Source organism: Ureaplasma diversum (genome assembly GCF_000941095.1).
Taxonomy (GTDB): domain Bacteria; phylum Bacillota_I; class Bacilli_A; order Mycoplasmatales; family Mycoplasmoidaceae; genus Ureaplasma; species Ureaplasma diversum.
Genome location: NZ_CP009770.1, coordinates 321,791 through 338,991, shown reverse-complemented (window position 1 = coordinate 338,991; position 17,201 = coordinate 321,791). Strand labels below are relative to the sequence as shown.

The following is a 17,201-nucleotide window of genomic DNA, read 5'->3' as shown; positions in this document are numbered from 1 at the left end:
TTGAAGATAACTATTACACTGATGAAGAATTAGTGTATGGAATGTTTCCTAAACGACAGATTCGAACGATCTCAGATCAAACCATTAAAATGCTTAATGCATACGATAAAAAACGATTAGTTGAAATCAATAATTTAGATGTAACTTATGGATCTGGTAAAAAAGCCTTTCGTGCAGTTAAAGACTTTAATTTAAATGTTTATGATGGAGAAGTATTAGGATTAGTTGGTGAATCAGGATCTGGAAAATCAACAATTGGTAAAGCCCTTGTTGGTTTAGTAGATTATTCATTTGGTCAAATTAAAATCGATAATAAACTTTTACCAAAACAAAAAAGCAGTTTTATGAAGTTTGGTAAACAACTAAAAGATTATAAAACTGTTAGTAAGTTTATGATTGATAAAGTGCAAATGATCTTCCAAAACCCAACTAACTCACTTAACCCACACAAAAACATTGAAGATGTACTAAAAGAAGGGTTAAACAACCTTAAAGATGTTTTACCATTGTATTTATTACAATACGATGAATTTGTCTTCAATAAGATTTATAACCAATTTATTAAAAGTTCTAATTTAGAAAATCAAGTAATTAACTTTGATTTATTAATTAATGATATTAAAGAAAATGATTATCATAATGAACAATATTATGATGCTTTCTTAGCTTATTTAATTAATAATCAAGCTGATCAAGCTTTAGTTGATCAACTTTATTTATTTAAGATGAATCGAGCTAATGTGATTAACAACATCTTTAGAGATCAAATTAATCATAAATTAATTATGAGTATTCTAAAACAAGTAGGGATGGATGAATCAATTCTTAAACGATTCCCATTAGAGTTCTCAGGGGGACAACAACAACGGATCGGAATTGCTCGATCAATTGTATTAAGACCAAAACTATTAGTAGCTGATGAACCGATTAGTGCATTAGATGTATCTATTCAAGCTCAAGTTGTAAATATCTTCAATGATTTAAAAGAAAAGTTTAACTTAACTATTGTTTTTATTGCACACGACCTTCGTATGGTTGAATATATTTCAGATCGAATTGCGGTTATGAATAAAGGGACTTTACTTGAAATTGGACCAACAAGTGAAATTATTAATAATCCAGTTCACCCATATACTAAATCTTTATTAGATGCTGTTCCATCAATTGATTCAAATAAAGGTTCATTGATCGGACGAGTTTATGATCCAAATATGCATGATTATTCAGTTGATAATCAGCCAGACTGAATTGAGTTAGAAAACAAACACTTTGTATTAGCAACGCCAGCTGAATTAGAACAATGATTAAATGAAAAAGGAGCAAGTAATGAGCAAGAAAAAAACTAGTTTAAAGCTATGACGCAAAACTGTAATTACTTTAGCTTCTTTTGCTATTGCAACTGGAATTGTGTTTGCAGCTTTATATGGTGCAACTAAAAAAAGTAAAGAGATTTATGGAACGATCAATCAGACACCAGTTAGTCAACTAAATAATGCAATTGATTTAAACAACCCACAAATCTATTTTTACCATTTAAATCCAGATGAAGCACTTGCTTCAGTTCAACTTAAAAATGGGAAATACACAATTGTTTATAAGAACAAAGATTATCAATACCATGCTTTTTTAGATTTAATCTTTAATGAAAAAAACAAGCTACCTAATCTTGTTGTGCAATATGGTTCATTTAAGTTTGTTAATGAATATCCTGAAGCTGTTGAAATGGATGAATTTATTCGGTTTGCAGATTGATTCATTAAAAATGTAGCCTGAGGGGCTGATATTTTAAGTTTAAAAACTTTCTCAATTGTTCGTGGGGTTTCAATTGCAGGTTCATCAATTACTTTAGGTGCACACGCTAATAGTCAAAAAGAATTAACTGAAATTAAATTCTACCCAGACTCATTCTTTGGATCAATGCCAATTTTCTCTACATCTGGGGGAAGAAGTCAGTATGATGATTCATTAACTTATCCATTAAATAAAAAAGTAATTACAAAGCAAGAAGTTCAACGATATTTAGATAATGTTAAATATATGAATATTCGTGCTAATGATAATACTGAACAATCTAGCAAACTAAGTTTTAGAAACCTTTCTTTTGCTCACTTACTAAAAGATAAGAAACTATTTACTTATCAATTAGGTGCTTTTGTAATTCCAATTCATGCACAAAAACAAGTTGATGCATATAACAAATTATTAAAACTAGTTAGTACTTTACCTGAAAATGAACGATTTAATGTTGAATTCTCAAAAGTAATTCCTTCACGAATTACAAATATTCAAACTAGAAGTAGTTTAACTAATAATGAACCGTCTGGAATCAATATCTTCTTTGATACTGGGTTTAGTTCAACAATTAATGAAACTGATTTTAAACCAATCACTTTATTTGCTTTAGATCAACTAGAAGCTGTTACTAAAGCTTCATTTGTTAGCTTTAAAGACTTCTATAACATTAATCAATATTTAAACAAACAAATCTTTGTTTATGATATTGAAAGTAAATATCCTAAGTTCTTTGAAACAGCAATTCAAGCAAGAGATAGTGTTCCTAATTTTGATGCATCAAAATTAAAACTATATAATTTCAGTTCATTTAGTGTTGCTAATAAAAAGATGACAATTGATTTTGTCCAACCTAAAAACTTAGATCCAAATGAAGTTATTCATGTTGTTAACTTTGATGCTCTTGATGAATCAAATGAATTATTTGAAAGCTTTAAATCTTTTAAACAAGCACTTGGTTATAAGAATGTAGTTAAACCATATACAATTAAACTTATTAGTGAAGAAAAAGATGCTAATAATAAAACAATTGAATACTTTGAAATCTATAATGAAGCTTACCAAAATCTACTAGAAGCTGTTCATAGATATCGACCAACAGTTCTTAAAGAAATCAATGGTTATCATATTAAAAAAGTAATCAATGATGATGGGGAGTTAACTTATCAAGTTGTTAATGGGAAATATAAAGGGCTTGATCCAAATGATCGGATTCCTTTTATTGCTATGATGTATTTATCAGATCCTAACTTTAAAGGGATCTCATTTGACTTCTTGCGTTATGTAGGAGCACATGAATATGGACACCACTTAACACTTGAAAATGCTCAAAATGTATCAAGTGATACTTCACCTAGTTTAGTAGGGGGATTATCTTTACTTGGTGGAGCAAATATTTTATCTTACTTCCATACTGATGTTTTAAGAAACTATTTAAAAGCTAGAAGTACAATTGATTTTACAAAAGTTGATGTTAATCAAAAACCTAATAAAAATGGTAGTTATACACGATTTAATTGGGTTGATCAAAACAACAAGAAAATTGATGAAACCCTTGATGATGTTTGAGGATCTGTTGATAAAACTAATTTACAAGGGGTTATTGAAAACAAAAGACGTCGTTTTGTACAAGACTTCTCTACTCTTAAAGAAGCAGCAGAAAAACGGGGTGTACGAATCTCTGATTTATTTATTATGAACTCATATGATACAGAAAGTGGTACACTAAACCCCCTTATCATTGGTAAAGCTAAATATATGGTTTTTAAACCAGATGGTTCATATGAATTTAAAACAGCAAGTGTAGACAACATTAAAAATGTCTTTAAAGATGGAATGGGAAGACCGATCCAATTTGATGATGATAACAAACCTAAAGTTGTTGAATATAGTTTAGATGGTAAACGAATTAATAAAGTTTTAATTCATGATAAGTTTAATCAACCAATCATTAATGTTCAATTAAATAAAAATTTAACTGAACAAGAAAAAGAGTATGTAGAAAAACGAGTTATTCAAATTCAAAACGACATCTTAAAATTAGTAGATGTTAACTATTTTAACTCTGGATGAAACAATAGAGGATTTAGTGTAACTTCTCTTGGAATTGATCCAAAACTATCAATTGTTGCTCAAAACCGACATACTGATCAAACTTTATTTGATACGAATGGAAACTTTATTCAAAACTTAAAAGTTTGAAAAGAATTTATTGAAAACAGAGATAAAAAACAATTTAATACTAATAATGTTAATAGTCAAACAAACAGAGTTGGTTATTATGCAGACTTATTAGCTTCAGAACAAAAGAATACACCAGTTACAAACTTTAGAGCACAAGTAGTTAATATTCTTCAACAATCTAAAAGAAATAATAATGCTTTATTATCAACTAGTGCCTTTGGTAATGATCTTAAAAATGATCTAACAGTACTAAGAGTTCAAAACGAAAAGAAAGAATTTGATAACTATACTCAATATATTGTTAACCCAGCTCAACCATTATCTAACTTAGATGATTTAGGGAAAAATACATTCTTTAATATTATGGGTGTGAAAATGTTATTTGAACCACCACACCGTCGTTTATTTAACCAATTAGTTCAAACTAGAAACACACCTAATCCGAATAATAAATATTGATTCTTAGATGAGAATAAAAAAGCATTCACTACTCCAATCGATGAAACAAACCGTCGTAAAGAATACTATTCAATGGCAATGAAACCAAACACTTTACGTTCAGATTTTAGTGCTAATTTATTTGATGCTTTTAATGACCAATATTTAATTGATTATGTTGATGATAATAATCAAACAATCAAAGTCTTAAACTTCTATGCAGTTGAAGACTTCTTAGCATTCCATTCACTTGATTTTACTAAACTTAAACCAACTGAAGTCAATAATAAAACAGTTTGAAACTGAGATATTGATTATGTTAAAACTAAATTTAATTTAGATTTATTTAAACAACGATATCTTAATGCAGTATCTAGTCGTCAAATTAGTGAGCAAGCAGCTAATGAACTAAAAGCACTTGTAGCTACTGAACAACAAGTAGCTAACATGGTAATGGCTCGATTTAAAGATCAACAATTAGATTTCTATTACGTTAACTCTTCAATTGAAGACAACTTCTCTAATCTATTAAGTATTTTTGAAAAGAGAATTGGAGCAGCAGAGCTTGATTTATCTAATTACAAAAATAAGAATCCAGACAAGAAGAAGTTTGAATATACAGCAGCTGAACTTTATGATGTTATTAAAAAGTTCTATAATGATAATAATTTAGATCTTAAATCTTTAAGATTACAAGATCTTTATTACTTATTAGCTAATTATGGTTGATTAAACTATGATACATATCAACTAAACTTTGATAGTTTAGGGCAAGATAATGGTATTGTTAAATTTAATTATAAAAAACCAGGACCAACACAAGATGTTGTAGATTACAACTCTTCACGTGCTGAAACATCAATTAATGATATTTTTGGTGATTATGTATATAACTTCCCAGAAAACTTAACACGTGATTATGTCCAAATCACATATGTGCCTAACACTAAAGACTTTGGTAATTTAGTTAACTACTTAACAAATGTTAATGAAGCTAATACCGGACTTGAATATGTATTAGATGGTTCAAAAACTGAACAATGGAAAACTGGTTTAATTGATTTTGCAGATATACTAAATCATTCACGAGCAATCATTAATGATTTCTCTAAAGAAAGAATTGAACGAATCATTAATCGTGACTTTGATAAAGAAGTATTAGCTAATAACCAAGAATATTTAGAATTAGTTAACAATTTCAAAGAAATTGAAACTAATTATCAAGCTAAATGATCGCAAAACATTAAAACCTTAACTGATCTAAGAGCTCAAAGAACTGCTGAATTAGAAAAAATAGCTAAATATAGATCTGAACAAAAGAATTATATGTTACCTGATAAAGTTAAAGATTTAAGAGCTTTAAAGGGTAATGTTAATCAACAAGAAATGTATGGGTTATTATTAGCTAAAATTGAAAATGAAGAGAACGAACGAAACCTATCATCAATTAAAGAACAGTTAAGTGCAATTGTTCGTGAAAATGATCGTTCAAGAGCGTTCATTAATGATTTCAAACAACAAATTCTAAACAACCAAGCTCAAAAAAGTCCATTATTTGACTACTACTATCAAAAAACTAAAGAATTATTAGAATCAGATCCAGATTCAGGGATTGTTTATATTGACTCACAACCATACCGATCAATTAAATACATTGAACGAACAATAAGATCAATTAATAACCGATTAGTATTCTTAGAATCTGAGATTGCTAAAAATAACGAGTTAATTAAACAATATGAAGCTCTTAAAAAAGAATCAGGTTATAAAGATGGTGTTTATCAACCAAAGGTTGATGAATATAATCAATTAATTAGTGCTTCAGAAACTAAAATTAAACAAATAGAAGCACAAATTAATCAATTAAATACAAATAAAGACTTTAATATAGATCGAGAAGAATACGAAGCCTTTAAGTTTACATATGATAAAAACTTAGAAGGATTAGTTAATAGATTAAAGAATGAATATCGAACTAATTTAGTTGGTCAGCTTGGTATTTCATTATCAGCTGGAAATGATAGTTATCGATCTTGACGTGCTTTTAATTCAAACTACATTGGTAAACTTAATACCTTTAATAACGGATTCTTTAAAGACCGTTGACTACGGGATGAATTAAATTGAGGGCTTTATGATGATCAAGGTAAATCAGTAATTGATGATAAGATCTCAATTCTTGAACTTGATAATAAAACTAAAGTTAAAGATCGAGCAAGAGCATTCTGAATTTACTTATTAAGATCAAAAGGAATTGGAGCAAGAACGATTACAGGAATCTGAAGAGATCGTCAAAAAGATGCACTAACCTTCTGAGGATATGCAAAACTATCTTTACTTGATAAAATCGATCAAATTGCTTTTAGAGATTTAAAAACTAATGAAATTAAATATCTAAAGGTTCACAAAGATACAACTAAAAATCCACAAAACTACAATAACTTATTTTATTTAACTAAACAAGCAGATATTAAATCTAAAAAAACTTTAGCTGATGAAGGATATGGAGCTTGAATGAGTGATTACGCATTTATGGCAAAGTATGCAAACACCCTTTTATCAGTTAATAATGACTATGAAATGTATTTTGTTGATGCTAATAAAAATAGAGTTGATGGATTAACACTTGGGGATATTAATGGATTAGCTGAAAATGGTAAAACTGTTGCTCAAGCACCAGTTAAGATTACTAAACAACAAATAGATAATCAAGAAAAAACAGTGATCTCAATTAGTCCACAATTTAATGCTCAATAATAAAAAGGAGGATAAACTATGAAAAAACGTCTTAAATGGCTATGTGTTGCCATTGCTTTTCCACTTGTTTGTGTTCCAGTTATCACTGCAGCTTCAACTAAAACCACAAGTACTGCTTTATATGATTTAGTACTATCATCAAACCCACTTACATCACTTAATTACATTAAATATAGTGATAATAAAAAAGTTATTTCATCTCTTGTAGAATCTGTCTTCAAACAAGCACCTCCACCAGATATTAAAGAAATCTTACAAGGGTTACCAATTGCACGAGCTGGTATTTATACTGTTGACCCATCAATTAGTTCATTTAATGAATACTTAGATAAGAATGGATCAAATCCACTTGAAACAAGTAGTTATTATGAACTAAGTGATATTGGGTTTGCACCTGGGGTATTAGATGGATTAGTAGGTCAACAATATAATGTTCGTGCTGTATTAAATGGTTCTAGACGTGCTTATTCAGCTTTATTTGATTTAAATAAAGGAAAAAGTGTTTGAGAAAATAAAGAACCAGTAACAGCAATGGATTTTGCGGATGCACTACATTACATCTTAGACTTTAACACAGGTTCACAAAAACAAATTGATATTGAGCGGATGAACTTTAAAGGGGCTAAAGCCTTTATTGATGCTCAAACAGAATATTTATCTAAGTTTAAAAAGACTTATGAAAACCCATTTGGGAAACGTAGATTTATCAAAGCTGATTGAGATAGTAGGATCTTGATAGAAGATCCAAACCAAAAGGTTTGAGAATCACAAGTTCCTGGGGATGAAGAATATGTTAAAAAAATTAAGCAAACAGCAACAAGTATTGGAATTTATACAGGTCAATTATTCTTAAACTTTTCAAATGCTAATGTTTTTGATTCACTTAGTTTACCCCAAAACCAATTAATGTGAAAACGTACAAATACTGATTTTGATATTGATGCCGAAGAACAAGACTTCTTTATTAAAAATCCAGAGTATGATACGCTTAAAAAAACTGCAGCTGAACTTAAAACAATCCCTAAGATTATTCAAACTAAATTAATTAAAAATCCATATCGAGATCCACGTCAAAAATTTGATTTAAAAGATCAAAATTTAGATCATAACAACCGTGCTCAATTTAGATTGTTTGCATCTGATAAATACAAACTACGTTTTGAATTTGAAGATCACTCACCACGTGCAGTTTTTGATTTATTCCGTGATATGCGTGAAGTAATTTTACCAATCAACCGAAAATTCGTTGAATCAATTGGTGGAATTGCTAACTTTGGTACTTCATTAAACAAGTTTATGAAGAATGGACCATTTGCTATTGAAAGTGGAATCTTAGGACCACAAGGGTATTTAGTACTTAAAAAAGATGATACATACTATTCATCTGACAAAACCATCTCTAATTTAATTAAGATTCAATTTATTACTGATTTAAATATTGCATTTACTTTATTTGAAGATAATCAGCTATCAGCAACTGATATTCCAGCGATCAGACAAATTGATTTCTGATCAAACCCTAACTTTAAACCATTAATGAATAAAGGGGTTGGGTATGGAACAATTGCTTTACAACTTAATTTAGATAAAGAAACAAATGGGGATTCTCCACTTCAGGATGAAGATTTAAGAAATGCTCTTTATTATGCAATCAACCGATCTGAAGTTTTAAAGATCGTTGGATGAGATGCTTCATTTGTAGTTAATACTTGAAGTGCATTTGGACAAGCAAGAAATTCAACTGGAAACCCACTTGAAATGTTTTTTGAACATGAAACTACAACTGCAAAAAACAATAAAAAGTATCCACTTCAAAACCACAAGTTCATTGACCATTTAGCTAAATCTTATACTTTTGAACATGTTAATCGAAAAGATCAAGTCTTTGATCTAGAAACAGCTCGTTTTTATTTAGAACGTTATAAACAAAAACATCCTGAACAAAAACAAGTTACACTAAGATTTTTAAATAACTCAACTGATGAACAAATCCAAGCTTCAATTGGGATTCAAAACTTAATTAAAAACGCTTTTGATAACTATATTCAAATTGAAATTAAAGGTTTACCAGCTAATACTTTTACAGACTATATTGATACGGGTAAATTTGATTTAGCATATGGTAACTTTGATCGGTTTGGAACTAATCCAGAATCATATGTTGCTGCTTTCTTTCAAACCGATGAAATCAGTAAAGAATCTGAAAAAATCTCAGGATTTAGATTAAACCCAGCTGGTTCTTGAACTTATAACCGATTCTTTAATGATATCATCTACCAAAAAATCAACCATAACCAATGGTTTAATGAAAAGATCCAAACAAGAATTAATTTATTAAATAGTATTCCTGCTTTTAATGAATTAATTAATATTGCTAAAGATACTAATTTATCTTATTCTCAAAAAGAAGAAGAGTTAAATAAACGATTTGTTGCAATTAATCAACAACTAATTCAAAACAACTTAGGTTTAGTTAATAATACATTTATTAAATTATTAATTAAATACTTAAATGATCCAACTAATTTAAATTTACAAAAAGAATTAATGTATCAAAGTTTTAATCAATTAAGTGTTGATCAAATCGTTGAACTAACAAAAGAAACAGGAATTAGATTACAAATTCCTAATAATGAACAAGATGGTTTTATTTTTAGAAAAATAGTTGAACTATCTTATCAAAAACCAAATGAAGATCTAGTTGCTTATAATAAACGAATTACATCATACTTTGCTAACATCTTAACTGATCAAGAAATTAAAGATAAATGAAATGAAAATTTAATCTTTAAAACAATTGCATCACTTGAGAAAATAGTTCGTGATGGTGTACCAATTATCCCATTAATTGAAGTTGATACAAAATGAGAAATATCAAGAGTTGCTGGAGTTAGTTCACTACACTCATTCTCTTTACAATATGCTTATGATATTACTAAACCACCAAGAGCTGAATTACCACGAAGGATTAATCGTAATTAAAATATGGCTAAGTTATATAACAAAAAACGATCAACAATAGCATTAGCTTTTGGTTTAGTTACATTAGCTTCAATAACAACACTAGTTGCTGTTAGTTGTAATAAAGATAAATCAAGTAGTGAATTAAAATTAGATGCAGATTTTAAAACTAACATCTCATTTAACAAAGAAGCACTAAGTCCTTATTCATTAAGTAATCTAACTATTAATTATCAATTCATTAATGATCAATTAAGAAGAAGAAACATTAATGATAAAACAGCATCTCTTGAATCTAGAAGAATCAATTCAATGGTTGATGATATTATTAAAGATATTAAATTAATTAAAGATAACTTTAATGTTAATAAAGATATCTTAATAGCCCCACTTTCATCACTTAATCCCCAATACTTTTATGAGTATGAACTTGTTGATAATACTAATGTTTTTAGTATTGAAAACAAACAGATTTTACATCTAAAACATAGTGCTTATAATGGTTTTGATCTAAACCAAACCAACCATAAGTTTAAAGTTAAAATCAAAGATCCTAAAACAAACCAAAGTACGATTAAAGAATTTAGTTTAAATCTAAATAAAATTGATTTAGATGCCCAAGCTAATGTCAATAATACTTTTAATACATATTTATTAAATGAATTAAATATTAAAGCTGAACCAATTGCAGATAATTATGCAATAAATGGAGCTAATAATACTCGTTTAGAACAATGAAACGGGTTTAGTGTACTTGATATGTTTGATTGATCACTAAATAGAGGATTAAGTCTTAAAAAAGATAGTGAACCACTAGAGATCACACCTAAAAACAGTAAAGTATTTAATGCTTCATTCTTAGAATTAGATTTATCAATTAGAAGTGATGATCATACTAAAATCAAAGTTGATTTTATGAATGAAAACAATGAAGTTATTAAAAGTGAACTTCTAACTAAAGATCAAATTAATCGATCATTAATTACTTATAAAGAATCATCAACTATTAAACATAATCTTAATAAAGAACTAAAAATTGATTCAAACCAACTAGTTGATCAACTACTTAAAAATGAACCTAATGCTAAAAAAACAATAGGGGAGTATATTAAACAAGTTCATGAGTACAACTTTAATTCAAGTTGACCAATTAATGAAACAATAATTAAAACTGGTTGATTTGCTTATCATTACTTATTAAATATCCCAACTAATACAGCTAAAATAGCAATTAGTTTTAAAGACCAAGATCAAAATGTTAGTCCAGTTGTTAATTATTTACAAGTTTACAAACAACCTAAAAAAGCTAACATTAACTACTTAACAACACAATCTAAAGATCAAACTATTAAATATATTGATAGTGTTAAAGAAACAAAAGTAGAACTAGATCAGTTCACTAAAATTAATAATATTACAATTCTTAGAAACCATAGAGACATTAATCAAGACAACCAACGGTTCATTTTAGCTAATGCTGGTTTATCTTATGAAATCAAGTTAGTTGATCAAGATAATAATGAATATATTATTAACTATTTAGTAAATGCGTCAAAAAGTAACATTTTAGAGCTACCAGCATTTTTAAAAGAAAAAACATTCAAATTAGTTATAATAAAAACATTAACACTAAGAACAGGTATAGAACAAATCCTAGTTTATTAGTTTTAATAAACAAGGAAAAAGAGTAAATAATTTTATTAATTAACTAATTAACTAATTAATTAAATATATTTAGAAAAAGAAAAGGGTGAGAAAGAATGAAACTCAAAAGAAACAAAATAATACTAGCCTCGCTTCTTACAAGTAGCTTACTAATTGTCCCAATGATTGCAGCTTCTTGTGTGAAAACAGAGAAGCCAAAAACTTCAAATTTTGATTTAAATAATGTTACTTTAGATGTTAAAAGAACATCAAAACCTAAAGAGCAAACTTATGCAAATCAATTTGAAAAAGCGAATCTAGTTTTAACTTATGGCAGTAAGGAATTTAGTTTTGAAAACGATAAAAATGGCTTTGATGTAGAAGGTAATTTAGTTACAGTTGAAGGAAAAGTTGTGTCTGATCGAACTAATGGGACATTAACAGTAACACTAAAATCAAATGATAATACTAAGATTTTTAAAATCGAAGGATTTAAAAAGATTAAACCATTATCTGATATTACTATTTTTGAACCAGATACAGAAGTTAGCTCAAATTTATCAGATAAAGATAATTCAAATACTTTCCCATCTTCATTAAGTGAACAAGATTTAGAAGCATCAGTTCTTGTAGATGGACAAAAACCATCTGCTGATAAATTTACTGTTAAAGTTAGTGAAATTAAGGCTAATGATAATGATGGAACATTGATGTTCAAAGCCACTGTATCTTTTAAGGATTCAGATCCATTAGATCAACAAAAGAACAAATCTCAAGAAATTTTTATAACTAGAATGAAAACGCTTGATGCAAGCGATCCGCTTAACAAGCCAATTGATCGTAAAGAATTTGAACATTTAAGATTTGTTTTCAAGGACAAGAGCAAAGATCTTAAACAAGTTCTTCCTAGTGAAATTACTAACGATATGTTAGATTTAGAAGTTGGAAAAACTCAAACTAAAGACGGCAAGCCTGAAACAGTTTGAGCTCCAATTGATGCTACATTATATAAATGAACATTTACAAATATTAAAATCGAAGATGATGCTAAAGGAACATTAGCTAAAGAAGTTGTGATTTCATTCAAAGAAAACCCAACTGTTGAAGGTAGAACACAAAAATTCGATGTTATTTTATCAGGACTAAAAACTAGTGCTGAAGCTAAACATGATAATAGAGTAGATCCAGCTGATCTTGCTTTTGATTATGCTTATGAACCAAACGCTACTACGTTTTTAGATGAAAATTTAAAAGCACTACATTTTAATGATTTTAGATCATTTGAAAATTTAAATGAGAGCAAAAACACAAATGATAATAAGTTTGCAAATCGTATGATTGAAATGTATGCAAAACTTTATTGAGACCAGTTTGCTAATTTAGCTTGAACTCAAGCAATTAAAAACTACGAGGGAATTTTTAGAAATATCCCTGAGTCAGCTCAAAATCCATTTTTTAGAGCACAATCATCTAATCCTGAATATGCAAACGGGCAAGATGCTTGATTATCTCATATAACAAAAGTTATGCCATTAGTTGTGGGGTGAGAAAAAGACCCAACTAATAAAAACTCTGTTCGTTATGACAAAAATCCTGATGGAAAAGAAGATGTTTCAAAAATTAAAGGAATGAGAAATAAGGAAGGTCCTGAATTATATAGAGACAACCACGTTATTTATGTTCCTAGATATGACGAACTAAAAAAAGAAGAAACAGAAAAACTTAAAGCATTTGTTGAAGCTAAGAAAGCTTATGATCAAAAGAAAGATGATACTGATATCAAAGCTAGATACGATGCAGCTTTAGAAGAAGTACAAAAGTTCTTATCAATTGATCCTGAAACATTCACTTTTAAAGACGGTGAAGAATATCTTAAAGGTTATTATAAATTCAATAAAGCTCTTGGCGAAAATCAACGAAAACCAAGATTAGTATTAAAATCTGCTGTTATTAATAAATGAAACGAAAACAAAAAACCTGTGTTAATTTATAACTCAATGGGGCGTTTTAACACTAATGTTAAAGCATTCATAGGTAAGTTCACGACTTTTGCAGCGACAACTCCAATGCTTAAATATGCAATGCCATTCCGTTTACCAGTAGATAATGTTTATGAAATTGAACAAAAATCTGTTGATGCACAAAAACAACTAACTGTTGTAGTTTCAATTAATGATAAATATTCTCTTAAAGCTGGTGATAAGATTGTATTGAGAGCAAGCTTTAAAGATGAAAAAAATAAAACAGTAAAGATTAACAATAATAGCATTATTTCATATGAAAAAGTTATTGATGAAAATAATCTTAAAACTAGAAAATTTGAATTTACTTTAACTTTAGACAACGCAGCACAACAAAAAGATAAGATTAAGAAAGTTCAAATTGCAAGTGTTAGCTATGATAAAAAAGTTGATAAGGGCAGCGATGATAAAAAATGACTTTATGTATTTGATGAAGTAGACTTTGGAAACAAACCAACTTATGATTTAACTAAAGTTATTACTAATTCAAGTACTGATCAATCATCATCATCATCATCAAGTTCACCAACCACAGAAGCAGCTCCAGGTTCATCATCTTCTGGCGGTTCTGCATCAAGTAGTGGTTCGCCAGCTCCAGCAGCTACATCACCTGCAGGAACAGCATCTGGTTCATCAAATGGTGGTTCAGGTAAATCTTCTTAATCATTAATTAAGATCAATTTATTAACATTTACAAAACAATATAAAAATCAACACCCGATCATCTCACGTGTTGATTTTTTCATTCCCTTAACCTACTATTAACCCCCCCAAAACCACTTACTTTATTCATGATTCTAACTATTCAATAACACCAATAGGTATCTAAAAGCTTTATAATATAGAAACATCATTGATAAGGATTAGATTATGTTTCATTTAAAAATAGCTACCAAAGATGATAAAGATATAAGTATCAAATTCATAATGCAAGCACGGAAAATCCTTTTTCCAATGCTAGATCATAGTACTTTACCAAAGGATCTAGCTAATTTTGAACAATCTTATATAGAAAGTGATAATGGTTGTTGAATCAACTATTATGATGAAGATAAACTAATAGCTACTATTGCTTTTGTAGAGTTTGATTTTAGATTTAAAGATCTAGATCTAGATGTAAACAAACGAACAGTTGAAGTTTTAAAACTATATGTAGATCCACTATATCGAAGACAAGGGATTGCTACTTTATTATTTAATGAACTAAAAAAGATAGCAAAAGAACGATCAATACAAATCCTTTATTTACACACCCATGATTTCTTAACTGGTGCTCAAAAACTATGAGAGAAATGTGGTTTTAGTGTTATTAAAAAAAATGACAGTAACTGAGCTACTGTTCATATGGTTTTAGAATTAGCTTAAGCTAAAAATTAAATGGGAAGAATCGAGAAGTATCAAACTTAGGAACGATTAGTTCTACTTCTTTAATTTGTGGTACTTCTTTTTTAAGGATTCTTTCTAATCCTTCTTTATAAGTAACATCTAATAACATACAACCAACACAAGCTCCTAAGATCTTAATATAAACACATTGATCTTCATATTTAACAAATTCAAAATCTCCCCCATCCATTCTTACATATTCTCTTAACATCTCTAATACTTCTTTAATCTTACTTAATTGTTGATCATAATCCCAATTAAGTCTATCATCTTCTTTTTGCATAAAAGTCCCCTTTATTAATTGATCGTTTTGTATAAGTTATTACGATATTATCTTGGTTAATTAAAAAGCTATAACCATGGTTATATGGGTCAATGTATACTAAATATCCATTAGTATCTGTATAAGCTGGTCTAATGTTATTTAAACGTTGGTTGATATGAGCACTGATCATAATGTTGCTCATATCTTTAAATTTAGGTTCTCGTTGTTTAAGACGACTAATAGCATGATCTGTTAATTTATATTTAATAATTCCATAATAGCTCATACCTTATACCTTCTTTAAGATTCAATTCATGATTGTTTGTACAGCTACGCTGTTTTCACGAATTGTCATAATTACTAAATCAGCATTCTTTTTAGAAGGTTCTATGAACTTATCATACATTGGTGAAACATCATCTCTTCATTGTTTGATTACAGATTCTAAACTTCTTTTTCGATCATTAATATCTCTTAATAAACGTCTAGTTAAACATTCATCCTTTGGAGTATCAACAAAGATCTTAATATCAAAATAGTCATTGATACTTTGATCATAAATAGCATAAATTCCTTCAAAGATCACTACATCAACATCACTATATGAATCACCTTGTTCTAGTCTGATTTCATTAATATAATCATATCTAGGAACATTAATCTTATGTTCTTGTTTGACTTTAGTTAGTTGTTCTTTGATTAAGTCTCAATCAAAACTTTTAGGGTGATCATAATTAATTGATCTTCGTTGTTCAGCGGTTAATTGATTGTTTGAAAAATAGTATGAATCTTGACAAACAACAATTGTTTTTAAAGATGGGGGCATTTTTGAAATAATCAGTTTAGCTAAAGTACTTTTGCCAGATCCTGAAGCTCCAGCGATTGCTATCATAATAACTTGTTTAGTCATCTTCTATTTAAACCTATAATCTTGTATGTATAAATTATAATATTTACAAACACACTTATTTAACTTTAAAAAAGTAAATATATAAAAAACTATTTTATTACTAGTTAAATTAATGTATAATAATAAGGTTATTAAAATGCAAGAAAGAAATGAGGCGATCATATGGCTGTACAACAAAGACGAGTAAGCAAATCACGTAAGGGAATGCGTCGTAGCCACGACCATTTAACTGCACCAATCACAACATCTTGCAGTGACTGTGGGAAACCATTACTACCTCATCGAGCTTGCAAGCAATGTAAAACATACCGTAACGTGAAATTAGCAATTTAGTTATTATTTACTTAAGTATGAAACAAAAAAGTAAAGATTTAGTTCCTAATCAAGTATTAGAACAAAACACTAATCCGCTTGCAATGAATCAGGATGATCTAAAAAGAGAAAACCAACTAACTAAGGTTTTAAACATCCCAAGCGTGATTCATTTTACAGAAAAGAAACTTAAGAAACAAGGTAAAAACTTTATTATTAATATCCTTTTAACAGTAACAACAATGTTTATTTTGTTAGGGGTTATTATCACGATTGCGATTGCGATTGGAATTCGTTTAGCTTAAAAATATGAAGAAGTGCATCGCACTTCTTTTTTGTTCTTTTATTAAAACTTTAAGTCTTGTTGATGTTTTGATTTAATCGTTATGGAAATATTATCAAAAGAAATAAGATTAAAAAATAGTATAATTACATAAGGTAATATAGCTATAAAATAACAATATCAAATAAATTTATCTAAAACACATAAAATAATATAGATAAGTAGAGAATAAAAGATGGAAAAGTAGTA

Annotated in this window: 11 protein-coding genes; 8 read left to right on the top strand and 3 right to left on the bottom strand. The window is 28.5% G+C overall.

Annotation, left to right across the window (positions count from 1 at the left end):
* Positions 1-41 precede the first annotated feature (41 nt).
* The 6 genes from JM47_RS01350 to JM47_RS01325 all read left to right on the top strand — a co-directional run bounded on the left by JM47_RS01350 (position 42) and on the right by JM47_RS01325 (position 15,161).
* Positions 42-1,346, top strand: a complete 1,305-nt coding sequence (locus tag JM47_RS01350) for an ABC transporter ATP-binding protein (RefSeq protein WP_208895278.1) — start codon at positions 42-44, stop codon at positions 1,344-1,346.
* On the top strand, positions 1,327-7,170 hold the full coding sequence (locus JM47_RS01345) for a PDxFFG protein (protein ID WP_208895189.1): 5,844 nt from the start codon (positions 1,327-1,329) through the stop codon (positions 7,168-7,170). The genes JM47_RS01350 and JM47_RS01345 overlap by 20 nt, the downstream gene beginning before the upstream one ends.
* Before the next feature lie 18 nt (positions 7,171-7,188).
* Positions 7,189-10,152 carry an ABC transporter substrate-binding protein gene (locus tag JM47_RS01340; RefSeq protein ID WP_208895188.1) on the top strand — a complete coding sequence of 988 codons (2,964 nt, stop codon included), beginning with the start codon at positions 7,189-7,191 and terminating at the stop codon, positions 10,150-10,152.
* 3 nt (positions 10,153-10,155) lie between these two features.
* On the top strand, positions 10,156-11,796 hold the full coding sequence (locus JM47_RS01335; protein WP_208895187.1) for a hypothetical protein: 1,641 nt from the start codon (positions 10,156-10,158) through the stop codon (positions 11,794-11,796).
* Positions 11,797-11,975: 179 nt separating this feature from the next.
* Positions 11,976-14,459: a lipoprotein 17-related variable surface protein gene (locus JM47_RS01330; protein ID WP_222702334.1), complete on the top strand. Its 2,484-nt coding sequence runs from the start codon at positions 11,976-11,978 to the stop codon at positions 14,457-14,459.
* A 207-nt stretch (positions 14,460-14,666) separates the two neighbouring features.
* On the top strand, positions 14,667-15,161 hold the full coding sequence (locus JM47_RS01325) for a GNAT family N-acetyltransferase (protein ID WP_208895185.1): 495 nt from the start codon (positions 14,667-14,669) through the stop codon (positions 15,159-15,161).
* Position 15,162: 1 nt separating this feature from the next.
* Here the strand turns inward: JM47_RS01325 and JM47_RS01320 are convergent, their stop codons facing one another.
* From JM47_RS01320 to udk, 3 genes are read right to left on the bottom strand one after another with little or no spacing between them, the layout of a single operon-like run.
* Positions 15,163-15,465, bottom strand: coding sequence for a NifU family protein (locus JM47_RS01320; protein WP_208895184.1), 303 nt, complete (start codon positions 15,463-15,465; stop codon positions 15,163-15,165).
* A complete protein-coding gene (locus tag JM47_RS01315) occupies positions 15,446-15,733 on the bottom strand; it encodes a hypothetical protein (RefSeq protein ID WP_208895183.1) in 288 nt (95 codons plus the stop codon). Before JM47_RS01315 ends, JM47_RS01320 begins: the two co-directional genes overlap by 20 nt.
* A gap of 3 nt (positions 15,734-15,736) precedes the next feature.
* On the bottom strand, positions 15,737-16,357 hold the full coding sequence (gene udk, locus JM47_RS01310) for a uridine kinase (protein ID WP_208895182.1): 621 nt from the start codon (positions 16,355-16,357) through the stop codon (positions 15,737-15,739).
* Positions 16,358-16,519: 162 nt separating this feature from the next.
* Here udk and rpmF point away from each other — a divergent pair, with 162 nt between their 5' ends.
* Positions 16,520-16,690 (top strand): 50S ribosomal protein L32, encoded by a 171-nt coding sequence (rpmF, locus tag JM47_RS01305; protein ID WP_081847796.1) that lies wholly within the window; start codon positions 16,520-16,522, stop codon positions 16,688-16,690.
* A gap of 83 nt (positions 16,691-16,773) precedes the next feature.
* On the top strand, positions 16,774-16,974 hold the full coding sequence (locus JM47_RS01300; protein ID WP_323754873.1) for a hypothetical protein: 201 nt from the start codon (positions 16,774-16,776) through the stop codon (positions 16,972-16,974).
* The last annotated feature ends 227 nt before the right edge of the window (positions 16,975-17,201 follow it).